We start from the raw sequence: 12,583 nt of genomic DNA, 5'->3' as shown, positions 1-12,583 counted from the left end.
GATCATTCTCACAAATTTAACATTTACTCATTGTATTTCTATTTTTTCTCTCTAGTATTTCCCCACGCCATCGAAACGTTTCGATAAACCTAAAAGGATTTTTTGATGAAAAAAACAATGTTATTAAATGCACAACTTTCTCATTGCATTGCGACTTTAGGTCATACCGACAGCATTACCATTTGTGATGCCGGACTACCGATTCCATTAAATGTGGAACGTATAGATTTAGCGCTTACCGCCGGTGTGCCACGTTTTTTACAAACCTTCGATGTTGTTATAAATGAAATGTTTGTGGAGCGTGCCTTGATCGCCGAGGAAATCAAACAAAAAAATCCTGAAATATTGACCGCACTTTTAGCGAAACTCCAACAACTTGAAACTGCTCAAGGCAATCAAATTCAGCTGGAATTTGTGCCGCACGAAATCTTCAAAAAACATACCCAGCAAAGCAAAGCGATTGTACGCAGTGGCGAATGTTCGCCTTATGCCAATGTGATTTTATATTCCGGCGTGCCGTTTTAACGAAGGTAAAATGATGGAAACCCTACTCAAAATCAGCGGTGTAAATAAATCCTTTCCCGGTGTGAAAGCCTTGAATAAGGCTTGTCTGTCAGTGTATGCCGGCCGTGTAATGGCATTGATGGGCGAAAACGGTGCGGGCAAATCAACCTTGATGAAAGTGCTGACCGGTATTTATTCCAAAGATACCGGGACGATTGAATATCTTGGCAACGAAGTATCGTTCAACGGGCCAAAAGCGTCTCAAGAGGCCGGTATTAGCATTATTCATCAAGAGCTTAATTTAGTGGGCAATCTCAGCATTGCAGAAAATATTTTCCTTGGGCGTGAATTTAAAACACGCTGGGGGGCGATTAATTGGCAAAAAATGCACGCCGAAGCAGACAAACTGTTAGCACGTTTAGGCGTAACCCATAGTAGCAAAAAATTATGTTCCGAACTTTCCATCGGCGAACAGCAAATGGTGGAAATCGCCAAAGCGTTAAGTTTTGAATCTAAGGTTATCATTATGGATGAACCGACGGACGCATTAACCGATACGGAAACGGAGGCTTTATTCAACGTTATTACTGAGCTTAAAGCGGAAAAACACGGCATTGTTTATATTTCCCACCGTTTAAAAGAAATTTTCCAAATTTGCGACGACGTTACCGTTTTACGTGACGGACAATTTATCGGCGAACGGGCAGTGGCGGATCTGACCGAAGATGAGTTGATTGAAATGATGGTGGGTCGCCGCCTCGACGAACAGTATCCGCACCTGCCACAAGAAAAAGGCGACTGCGTATTGAATGTCGAACATATCAGTGGCAGTGGTATTAATGATGTTTCTTTTAAACTTTATGCCGGCGAAATTGTGGGCGTATCCGGCTTAATGGGGGCTGGCAGAACAGAGCTTGGCAAATTACTTTACGGTGCTTTACCGAAAACCGCCGGCAAAGTGCGGTTAAAAAATCAAGAGATTGAAAATCGCACGCCACAAGACGGCTTGAACAACGGCATTGTCTATATTTCTGAAGATCGCAAAGGCGACGGTCTTATTTTAGGGATGTCCGTAAAAGAAAATATGTCGCTTACCGCACTTGAACATTTTTCTCAAAAAGGTTCAATTCACCACCAAGCGGAAAGCATGGCGGTGGATGATTTTATTGCGATGTTTAACATTAAAACCCCAAGCCGTGAACAAAAAGTGGGCTTGCTTTCCGGCGGCAATCAGCAAAAAGTGGCGATTGCACGCGGTTTGATGACCCGCCCAAACGTGTTGATTTTAGACGAACCGACACGCGGTGTGGATGTGGGCGCACGAAAAGAAATTTATCAGCTAATCAACGAATTTAAAAAAGACGGCTTGAGTATTTTGATGATTTCATCCGATATGCCGGAAATGCTTGGTATGAGCGACCGCATTTTGGTTATGCACGAAGGCAAAATCAGTGCAGAATTTTCTCGTGAAGCAGCAACACAAGAAAAATTACTCGCCGCCGCCATTGGCAAATAGACTTAAAGTCGGTTTCAAAAGTGCGGTCGATTTTACGGATAAATTTTTAAGGTAAAAATGATGACAACCCAAACTTCTCGTTTCCAATTTGGAAAATTTTTGATTGAACAACGTTCTTTTATTGCACTGATTATTCTCATTGCCATTGTGTCGATGATTAATCCGAATTTTTTCAGTGTGGATAATATTCTGAATATTTTGCGTCAAACCTCCGTGAATGCCATCATCGCCGTGGGGATGACGTTCGTGATTTTAATTGCAGGGATTGATCTTTCTGTGGGATCGGTTTTAGCACTCACCGGTGCCATTGCCGCTTCAATGGTCAGCCTTGAACTACCGATTTTACTTGTCATTCCGGCAACCTTGTTACTCGGCACAATGCTTGGCGGCATCAGTGGAATGATCGTCGCCAAAGGAAAAGTGCAAGCCTTTATTGCCACCCTTGTTACCATGACGTTATTACGCGGCGTAACCATGGTTTATACGGAGGGTCGCCCGATCACAACGGGATTCTCTGACAGCGCAGATGTGTTTGCCACCCTTGGTACGGGTTATCTGTTGGGAATTCCGGTGCCGATTTGGATGATGGCGGTGGTGTTCGCAGTGGCTTGGTATATATTGAAACACACCCCGATTGGACGCTATATTTATGCCCTTGGCGGTAACGAATCCGCCACCCAACTTTCCGGTATTAATGTTAATAAAATCAAAGTGTTTGTTTTCGCTGTGAGCGGTTTTTTATCCGCCCTCGCCGGTTTAATCGTCACTTCCCGTTTATCTTCCGCACAACCCACCGCCGGCGTATCCTATGAACTTGATGCGATTGCGGCGGTCGTTGTAGGCGGAACCAGCTTAATGGGCGGCAAAGGGCGTGTAATGGGAACACTCATTGGAGCATTGATTATCGGATTTTTAAATAATGCCCTGAATTTATTAGATATTTCATCTTACTATCAAATGATAGCAAAAGCGTTGGTTATTCTGGTTGCCGTTTTAGCCGATAACTATCTTGGTACAAAAAAACTGTAACTTACTTTAAGGAGAAATTATGAAAAAATTAGCTACACAATTGACCGCACTTAGTTCCACCGTATTATTAGGTTTAGCCGTTTCCGGCACGGCTTACGCACAGGATACCATCGCCTTAGCGGTATCTACCTTGGATAATCCGTTTTTTGTAACCTTAAAAGACAGCGCACAGAAAAAAGCGGATGAATTAGGTTACAAACTGGTGGTGCTTGATTCACAAAATGACCCGGCAAAAGAATTAGCCAACGTAGAAGACTTAACCGTTCGCGGTGCAAAAGTGCTTTTGATTAATCCGACCGATTCCGAAGCGGTAAGCAATGCCGTTGCCATTGCCAACCGCAATAATATTCCGGTCATTACGTTAGACCGTGGCTCGGCAAAAGGTAAAGTCGTCAGTCATATTGCCTCCGATAATGTCGCCGGTGGTAAAACGGCAGGTGATTTTATCGCACAAAAATTAGGTGACGGTGCAAAAGTGATTCAACTTGAAGGGATTGCCGGCACATCTGCTGCACGCGAACGCGGCGAAGGCTTTAAACAGGCGGTTCAATTACATAAATTTGATGTACTTGCCAGCCAACCGGCGGACTTCGATCGCACAAAAGGTTTAAACGTAACTGAAAACTTACTTGCCAGCAAAGCGGAGGTGCAAGCGATTTTTGCACAAAACGATGAAATGGCATTGGGTGCGTTGCGAGCCATTAAAGCGGCCAATAAAAACGTACTGGTTGTAGGCTTTGACGGCACTGATGATGCGATAAAAGCCGTGAAAAGCGGGAAATTGGCGGCAACCGTGGCGCAACAGCCTGATTTAATCGGTTCGCTCGGTGTGGTAACAGCAGACAAAGTGTTAAAAGGCGAGAAAGTAGAAGCACAAATTCCGGTTGATTTGAAAGTCATTACCGAATAATCATTTGTAGGCGGACACTTATCCGCCTACAATCAAATCAATATGTTACAGCTGACGGGTAAAAATGCCCCAACGGATTAGAGATCAACAATGAAAAAACTGACTGTTCTCGGCAGCATCAACGCCGATCATGTTATTGCCGTCCCTTATTTTGCCAAACCCGGTGAAACCTTGACGGGTAAGAATTATCACATCGCCTACGGTGGTAAAGGGGCAAACCAAGCCGTTGCGGCAGCACGTTTGGGGGCTAAGGTCGCGTTTATTGGTTGCATTGGGGATGATGGTATAGGTGCATCGATGAAAAATGCTTTTACGCAGGACGGCATTGATACCGCCCATATCAACACGGTTTCGCAAGAAATGACCGGAATGGCGTTTATTCAAGTAGCTCAAACCGGTGAAAACAGCATTGTGCTAGCCCGTGGTGCAAATTCGTTTTTAGACGAACAAATCGTATGTAACGCAGAGGAACAGATTGCCCAATCAGATTGCTTACTGGTGCAATTGGAAACCCCGATTTCCGGTGTGGAACTTGCCGCACAAATCGCGAAAAAACATAACATACAAGTGGTGTTAAACCCTGCACCTGCCCAACCGTTATCCGATCACTTATTGGGCTTAATCGACATTATCACACCAAATGAAACTGAAGCAGAAATTCTTACCGGCGTACGCGTAACGGATGAACAAAGTGCGGTCAATGCCGCGCGTGTTTTTCACGAAAAGGGTATCGGCTGCGTGATCATTACGCTCGGAGCAAAAGGCGTGTTTGTCAGCCAATACGGCAAAAGCCAAATGATGAAAGGATTCCGCGTACAAGCGGTAGATACCACAGCTGCGGGCGATACCTTCAACGGTGGTTTCATTACCGCTTTATTGTCTGGGCAATCCCTTAATGAAGCGATTCGTTTCGGACAAGCAGCTGCAGCGATTAGCGTAACACGCAAAGGCGCACAACCGTCTATTCCAAGTCGTCAAGAAACCTTAGAATTTCTCACAAACAACTAAAAGTGCGGTTAAAAATAGCGGTGTTTCTATGGCAACGATGAAAGATATTGCCCGATTGGCAAAGGTTTCGACTTCGACGGTTTCTCACGTCATTAACGGTTCACGCTTTGTCAGCGATGAAATTCGAGAAAAAGTAATGAGCGTGGTAGCAGAACTGAATTACACGCCATCCGCTGTGGCGCGTAGTCTGAAAGTACGCGAAACAAAAACCATCGGGTTGCTTGTTACCGCAACCAATAATCCTTTCTTTGCCGAAGTCATGGCAGGCGTAGAGCAATATTGCCAGCAGCATCAGTATAATCTCATTATTGCCACCACCGGAGGTGATGCCGGACGATTACAACAAAATTTACGGACACTACTTCATAAACAGGTGGACGGCTTATTATTTATGTGTGGCGACAGCCGTTTTAATGCGGATACGGAACTGACCGTTTCAGTGCCATTGGTGGTAATGGATTGGTGGTTTACCGAATTAAACGCCGACAAAATTCTCGAAAACTCGGAACTTGGCGGATATTTAGCAACTAAGACGTTGATTGATGCCGGTCATCAACAAATTGCCATTATCACCGGCAATCTAAAAAAGTCTGTTGCACAAAATCGCTTAAAAGGTTACAAAAAAGCCTTAATGGAGTCGAAAATCCCACTCAATCCCCATTGGATTGTGGAAAGCCATTTCGATTTTGCAGGCGGTGCCGCCGGTATGCAAAAATTGCTTACAACACCACATCGCCCAACCGCCGTATTTTGTTGCAGCGATGCCATTGCGGTTGGTGCTTATCAAGTGCTTCAACAACAGGGGTTACGTATTCCGGATGATATTTCCGTCATTGGCTACGATGACATCGAACTTTCCCGTTATCTTTCTCCCCCTCTTTCTACCATCAGTCAGCCTAAAGCCGAATTAGGCAAACTCGCCGTAGAATTATTACTGCAACGGATAAAAAACCCGAATGAGCCTTATCAAACACTCACCCTCAGCCCTACCCTACAATTACGAAAATCGATTAAAAATATAAGTGATAAAGCTCAATTTATTTAAACTTCTTTGTTAAACAGAACAGAAAAATATTGTGTGACAGGCTTCACAAATTAAAAAAATAACAGATGACAGATTTTATTTTTGTATTATTCTGACCTCACTTTGTAGTTAGAAGTAAGCCGTTAGTAGTATTAAGTTTCTATTTTCTTACAAAGGATTTTAATATGCTTAACTTGCTTTCACCGAACCAAACTTGGGTGCTTATCGATCCAAGATTATCCTTCTATTTTCCATAGTTCACCCTCCTTTCTTTTTCTATTTACTACCGTTCTATTTTCATTTTAGAAAATAATTTTTACTTAACTTAATCAAATTAATTTTTGAGGATTTTGCTATGGAAAATTTTAAACATTTACCCGAACCTTTCCGCATTCGTGTTATTGAACCGGTGAAAAGAACCACCCGAGAATACCGTGAAGAGGCAATATTAAAATCCGGAATGAACCCGTTTTTATTAGATAGCAAAGATGTTTTCATTGATCTTTTAACCGATAGCGGTACCGGTGCGGTGACACAGGATATGCAGGCGGCCATGTTGCGCGGTGATGAGGCTTACAGCGGCAGCCGTAGTTATTATGCATTGGCAAATGCCGTGAAAGAAATTTTTGGCTATGAATACACCATTCCGACCCACCAAGGTCGTGGGGCGGAACAAATTTATATTCCCGTATTAATTGCCAAACGTGAGCGTGAAAAAGGCTTAGATCGCCGCAAAATGGTGGTGTTTTCCAATTATTTCTTTGATACCACACAAGGTCATAGCCAAATTAACGGCGCAACGGTGCGTAATGTGTATATCAAAGAAGCCTTTGATACTTCAGTAAAATATCCGTTCAAAGGTAATTTTGATTTAGAAAAATTGGAACAAGGTATTCAAGAAGTCGGTGCGAATAATGTGCCTTATATTGTCTGTACTATTACTTGTAACTCCGCAGGAGGGCAACCGGTTTCTATCGCCAACTTAAAAGCGATGTATGAGATTGCACGGAAATACGATATTCCGGTGATTATGGACTCTGCCCGTTTCGCCGAAAACGCTTATTTTATTCAACAGCGTGAAGCCGCTTATCAAGATTGGACTATCGAACAAATCACTTACGAAAGTTATCGCTATGCCGATTGTTTGGCAATGTCTGCCAAAAAAGACGCAATGGTGCCAATGGGGGGGATTTTAGCCTTCAAAGATCAATCCATGGAAGAGGTTTATCATGAATGTCGCACCCTTTGCGTTGCACAAGAAGGCTTCCCGACTTATGGCGGTTTAGAAGGCGGAGCCATGGAACGTTTAGCAATCGGTTTACGTGACGGAATGCGGCAAGAATGGTTAGCTTATCGTATCGCACAAATTGAATATTTGGTTGCAGGACTTAAACGCATTGGGGTAGCCTGCCAACAACCCGGCGGGCACGCCGCTTTCGTTGATGCCGGTAAATTATTACCGCATATTCCGCCGGAGCAATTCCCTGCCCAAGCCCTTTCTTGTGAACTTTATAAAGTTGCCGGCATAAGAGCGGTCGAAATTGGTTCGTTTTTATTAGGAAGAGATCCAAAAACAGGACAACAGTTGCCTTGTCCTGCCGAGTTATTACGCCTTACGATTCCACGTGCGACCTACACCCAAACCCACATGGATTTCATTATTGAAGCCTTCCAAAAGGTGAAAGAAAACGCAGCAAATATTAAGGGATTAACCTTTACTTATGAGCCGAAAGTTTTACGTCATTTCACCGCACGATTGAAAGAAGTGGAATCATAAAAAAATTATCCTAGAAAATGCAGTTCATTTTGAGCTGCATTTTTTATCAAAAACTTATTTCAATACATTGTTATTAACAAGGATGTAATATGAAAAAACAACCTTCCATTTTCAGTGGTGCCTGTATTATTGCCAGTGTTTGCGTAGGGGCAGGAATGCTTGGATTACCCACCTCAGGTGCAGGCGCATGGACAATATGGTCTGCTATCGCAATTTGTTTAACGATGATAGTTATGACATTATCAGGTTGGTTATTACTTGAAGCGTACTCTACTTATGATTTAAGAGCTTCATTTAGTACCGTCACAAAAGATATGTTGGGTTCCACCATTAATGCTATTAATAATCTTGCCGTCTATTTCGTCGGGGGAATTTTACTTTATGCTTACACAACCGCATCCGGCGGTATTATAGAGAACTTGATTAAACCGTGGATTAACTTTGGTTCTTCCGGATTAGCCATTTGTTCGACTATATTTGTATTAATCTTTTCGTATTTTGTTTGGCACTCCACCCGTATTGTGGATCGTATTTCTGTATTACTTATTGTATTTATGGGAATCACATTTGCTATCAGTATCTATGGTTTAGCCGTCAATATTTCTTTAGATACTCTTTTTGATATTAACGGAAAAGAGGGCGATTATGCCAAATATGCTATCGGTATGTTTCCGGTTGCCTTAACCTCCTTTGGTTATCATCATTCCGTTTGTAGTATGCGGGCGTATTACGGCGAAGAACGGAAAGCAAAATATGCCATTTTAGGAGGAACAGGAATTGCCCTAACACTTTACCTCATTTGGATTTTTGTTATTTTTGGCAATCTTCCGCGTGATCAATTTGCGCCTATTCTGGAGAGTGGCGGAAATTTAGATGTATTACTGAATACTCTCGGTAATGTTATTGAATCAAATACGGTTAAACAAATGATCAATGCGTTTTCCATCGCCGCCATTTTATCTTCCTTTATTGGCGTAGGGTTAGGCGTATTTGATTATCTTGCCGATTTCTTCAAATTTGACGATAGCAAAAGTGGACGCTCAAAATCTTGGATAGTTACCTTCTTGCCACCTCTCATTATGTCGATCCTATTTCCATTGGGTTTCTTGAAAGCTATTGGTTATGCCGGTGCGGTAGCAACGATTTGGACTTGCATGATTCCGGCACTTTTGGTTTATAAATCAAGAAAACGCCACCACTCGACAAGATTTCACGTCGGTGGAGGATACGGATTAATTATTTTCACGGCTTTATTCGGTGTATTTGTTGCCATCGCCCATTTTTTAATGATGTTTAATTATCTGCCTCACTTTCAAGGTTAATGTTACAACAAAAAAGTGCGGTCATTTTCAACCGCACTTTTTTACGACATCCGCCCGCTTTCTATTCTAATGACCTGATCGCAAATTGCCATTGTGGATTGGCGATGGCTGACAAGAATAATCAGTTTATCCGCCTTAACGTTGCGCAATGATTGTAAAATAATCGCCTCGTTTAAACTATCCAGATTACTCGTCGGCTCGTCCAGCAAAATGATTGGGGCATTGTGTAAGAAAGCACGGGCAATACCAATGCGTTGTTTTTCCCCATCGGAAAGATTGCCGCCCAATTCCGTCATTTTAGTTTGATAACCTGCCGGTAAACTCATAATGAAATCGTGGATTGATGCCTGTTTAGCGGCTTCAATGATTTGATCTTGCGTCGCAGAACGGTGCGCAAGACGAATATTTTCTTCAATCGTGTCATTAAAAATATAGGTTTGTTGGGTTATATACGCCATATTGTCACGCAGGCTCGCCGTATTAATATCGCCAAGCGGTGTACCGTTAATGCAAATTTTTCCTTGTTGCGGATCGTAAAAACGCATTAAAAGCTTTAATAACGTGCTTTTTCCGCTACCGCTTCTGCCATGAATACCTAAAATGTGTCCTTTCTGTAACTGCAAATTAATATCCGTGAGAATTAGTTCGTCACCATAAGTAAAACTCAGGTTTTCTACGCGAATTTCAGAAACATTGTCTAAATTGACCGCACTTTCTACCTCTTTTAATACGGGCTGTTCCGCCAACAAACTCAATACCCGCTCACCGGATGCCAAAGTTTGCAATAAATTACTGGAAAGATTACTCAAGGCAATAACCGGGCCGTAACTCGACATCAATAAAATTACTCCGATTAAAAAACCGGCAAAATCCAGTTTATTCAAGCTGAATAAAATCAAACCAATAAATAAAATAATGATATTGAACACGGAAACCGCAATTTCCGTATAAACCCGCACTTTACCTTCTTGATCTTTGATTTTACGAAATGCCTGATCGATGGATTGACTGCGTTGTCGGATTTCATCTAAACGTTTTTTTGCATAACCAAAAAGCTGAATTTCTTTCATACCACGGATGCTATCGAGGAAAAAATCATTCATTTCCCCCACAAGTTCGCGATATTGTCTGCCGTCTTCACGGGCTAATTTAGTCGTGATGATCGGTAAAACCACGCCAATACAAAGATATGCAGCAAGCGCTATTAAGGCAAACCATAGGGAAAAATGAGCAAATACCGACACTAAAATGGCAGAAGTAAAGAATGCAATCATAATCGGTGCAATGGTGTGAGCGTAGAATACTTCAAGCAGCTCAATATCATTTGTGACTAAAGATACAAGCTGACCGGCTTGTTTATCCTGCAATTTAACAAATGCCAGACGACGTAAAGCGGAAAAGACTTTATCACGCAATAATGCCAGCAATTTGAACGCAATATAATGACCGGACATTTGCTCTAAATAACGTAATATGCCACGGGCAACGGCAAGGACAATAAGTGCGGTCAAAATTTGGGTTAAATTTAAATGCCCGTCAAAACCAAGCAGATGAGCCAACCCCATTGCCCCCAACACCATAATAAAAATCGCACTTAGAAAGCCGAGCGTTCCCATTGTGATGGTAAACAGCATAATATGTGCAAGTGGTTTGACCAGCTGTAGTAACTGCCACATCACTAAAAATCCGTTTTTACGCATTTACCACCTCTCTAATTTGCTCTAAAGATTTTTGTTGTCGGAACATTTCCGCATAAGCGCCATTTTCTGTTATTAAGGTAGTATGCGTGCCTTGCTCAATCAATTTACCTTTTTCCAACACATAAATATTATCTGCATTCACTGCGTTAGCAAGGCGATGGGAAATCATCACAATCGTTTTGTGTTGTTTAAATTGTCGGATAAATTTCAAGATCACCTCTTCGCTTTCTACATCAATATTACTGGTGGCTTCGTCAAAAATATAAAACCTCGCATTATGCAACAACGCTCTAGCCAAGGCTAAACGCTGAATTTGACCGCCGGATAAATTTGTGCCACGGCTTAATAAAGGCATATCCAAACCGCCATTTTCACGCACAAAGTCGGCTAAATTGACTTGTTCCAAACATTGGTAAATTTGTTCATCGGAGGCATCGGTTTTTGCCATTTGCATATTTTCACGCAAAGAACCTTTAAACACATAGCTGCTATGGCTAACCAATGAAACATTTTCGTAAAAGGAAGTTCGGTTAATTTCAACGACATTTTGCCCATTAAATAAAATCTCACCTTTCTGCGGTTTGTAAAATCCCATTAATAACGATACCAGTGTGGATTTTCCGCAACCGCTTTTACCGACAAAAACCGTGAGTTGATTTGACGGAATCGTTAAATTCAAACCTTGAATCGCTGGTTTTTCCTCGGAGTAGGCAAAATGTAAATCCTGTATTTCTACTTGCACATTATTTTTTGCAGCAAAACCGACCGCACTTTGTTGTGTTTCCACAGGCGTATCAAGCAAAGTAAAAATCTTATCGGAGGCGGCTTTACCGTTCATTGCCACATGGAAAAAAGAACCTAATAAACGCAAGGGAATAAAAAATTCCGAGGCAAGCAAGATAAACAATATCACACCTAAAATACTGATTTGATTCTCTTGATATTGCAAAAGTGCGGTTAATATCCCGATAGCTGTGCCACCATAGGCGAGTAAATCCATTAATGAAACGGAATTAAGCTGCATTGTCAGCACTTTCATTGTAATGGTGCGAAATTGTTCCGCTTCCGCATCCATTTGTTTAGCTTTATAGCCGTCATCTTGATAGATTTTTAGTGTAATCAAACCCTGTAAATTATCTAAAAAACTACTTCCCAGCCCGACATAGATCGCCCAATATTTTGCCAAGAGTTTTTTGGCAATTTTATTCACGGCAATAATAGACATTGGGATAAGCGGTACGCACACCAACAAAATGAATGCGGTCGGTACATTAAAAAAGACTAAGAAAAAGAATAAGGTGAGAGGGGCAAGCAAGCTATAAAATAACTGGGGTAAGTAACGCCCAAAATAGATTTCTAATTGCTCCACGCCTTCTGAGGCAACCTGAATAATACTTGAGGTAGATTGTTGATTAACTTGATTAAGCGGCATTCCCGCCAATTTACGATAAATCAAACTGCGTAATTCATGCTTCACCCTTGTGCTGGCAAAATAAGATGCCTGTACGGATTTTTTACCGGCAAATACCCGCAGAGCCAGTGCAGCCAGCAAAATTGCGCCCAAACCAACCGCACTTGGTATGCGAAGATCGCCTAACAATGAGGCTTGTAAGATATATGAAAATACGACTGCCGTGACAATACCGACGACTAAAGCAAACCAGTTCCAAAGTACGGTAACTGCAATCCATTTTTTACTCTCCGCCACAGTATTAATCAGACGCTTATCTATCATCATAACGATTACTCCTAAAACGAAAATAAGTACGCCTAACAAAATGCGTACTCTCTGT

The 12,583-nt window shown here is 42.0% G+C and carries 11 protein-coding genes; 9 read left to right on the top strand and 2 right to left on the bottom strand.

Going from position 1 to position 12,583, the window contains the following annotated elements:
- Positions 1-105: 105 nt before the first annotated feature.
- From rbsD to FEE42_RS08280, 9 genes are all read left to right on the top strand, one after another.
- Entirely contained in the window at positions 106-525 is a 420-nt protein-coding gene (gene rbsD, locus FEE42_RS08320; protein ID WP_059368729.1) for a D-ribose pyranase, read from the top strand.
- A 13-nt stretch (positions 526-538) separates the two neighbouring features.
- The gene (gene rbsA, locus FEE42_RS08315) at positions 539-2,020 is read left to right on the top strand and encodes a ribose ABC transporter ATP-binding protein RbsA (protein WP_164028824.1); all 1,482 of its coding nucleotides are present in this window, start codon (positions 539-541) and stop codon (positions 2,018-2,020) included.
- Between the two features lie 60 nt (positions 2,021-2,080).
- Positions 2,081-3,049 carry a ribose ABC transporter permease gene (rbsC, locus tag FEE42_RS08310; protein WP_164028178.1) on the top strand — a complete coding sequence of 323 codons (969 nt, stop codon included), beginning with the start codon at positions 2,081-2,083 and terminating at the stop codon, positions 3,047-3,049.
- Positions 3,050-3,068: 19 nt separating this feature from the next.
- Positions 3,069-3,959: a ribose ABC transporter substrate-binding protein RbsB gene (gene rbsB, locus FEE42_RS08305; RefSeq protein ID WP_059368726.1), complete on the top strand. Its 891-nt coding sequence runs from the start codon at positions 3,069-3,071 to the stop codon at positions 3,957-3,959.
- A gap of 90 nt (positions 3,960-4,049) precedes the next feature.
- Positions 4,050-4,967, top strand: a complete 918-nt coding sequence (rbsK, locus tag FEE42_RS08300; RefSeq protein WP_164028176.1) for a ribokinase — start codon at positions 4,050-4,052, stop codon at positions 4,965-4,967.
- A 28-nt stretch (positions 4,968-4,995) separates the two neighbouring features.
- Positions 4,996-6,012, top strand: coding sequence for a substrate-binding domain-containing protein (locus FEE42_RS08295; protein WP_164028174.1), 1,017 nt, complete (start codon positions 4,996-4,998; stop codon positions 6,010-6,012).
- Between the two features lie 164 nt (positions 6,013-6,176).
- Positions 6,177-6,248, top strand: coding sequence for a tryptophanase leader peptide (tnaC, locus tag FEE42_RS13035; RefSeq protein WP_077434851.1), 72 nt, complete (start codon positions 6,177-6,179; stop codon positions 6,246-6,248).
- Between the two features lie 98 nt (positions 6,249-6,346).
- Positions 6,347-7,768, top strand: coding sequence for a tryptophanase (gene tnaA / locus FEE42_RS08285; protein WP_164028172.1), 1,422 nt, complete (start codon positions 6,347-6,349; stop codon positions 7,766-7,768).
- 89 nt (positions 7,769-7,857) lie between these two features.
- Positions 7,858-9,090, top strand: coding sequence for an aromatic amino acid transporter (locus FEE42_RS08280; protein ID WP_164028170.1), 1,233 nt, complete (start codon positions 7,858-7,860; stop codon positions 9,088-9,090).
- Positions 9,091-9,131: 41 nt separating this feature from the next.
- On the opposite strand, the gene cydC is transcribed toward FEE42_RS08280, so the two are convergent.
- Together cydC and FEE42_RS08270 are read right to left on the bottom strand one after the other, a co-directional pair.
- Complete coding sequence (gene cydC, locus FEE42_RS08275; protein WP_164028168.1) at positions 9,132-10,790, bottom strand: thiol reductant ABC exporter subunit CydC; 1,659 nt, start codon at positions 10,788-10,790, stop codon at positions 9,132-9,134.
- On the bottom strand, positions 10,783-12,528 hold the full coding sequence (locus FEE42_RS08270) for an ABC transporter ATP-binding protein/permease (RefSeq protein WP_164028166.1): 1,746 nt from the start codon (positions 12,526-12,528) through the stop codon (positions 10,783-10,785). Before FEE42_RS08270 ends, cydC begins: the two co-directional genes overlap by 8 nt.
- Positions 12,529-12,583: the final 55 nt, after the last annotated feature.

The sequence above is a fragment of the Rodentibacter caecimuris genome, assembly GCF_010587025.1.
In the GTDB taxonomy this organism is placed as follows: domain Bacteria; phylum Pseudomonadota; class Gammaproteobacteria; order Enterobacterales; family Pasteurellaceae; genus Rodentibacter; species Rodentibacter caecimuris.
Note: the sequence above shows the minus strand (reverse complement) of the source record. Positions and strands in the feature narration are given on the sequence as shown.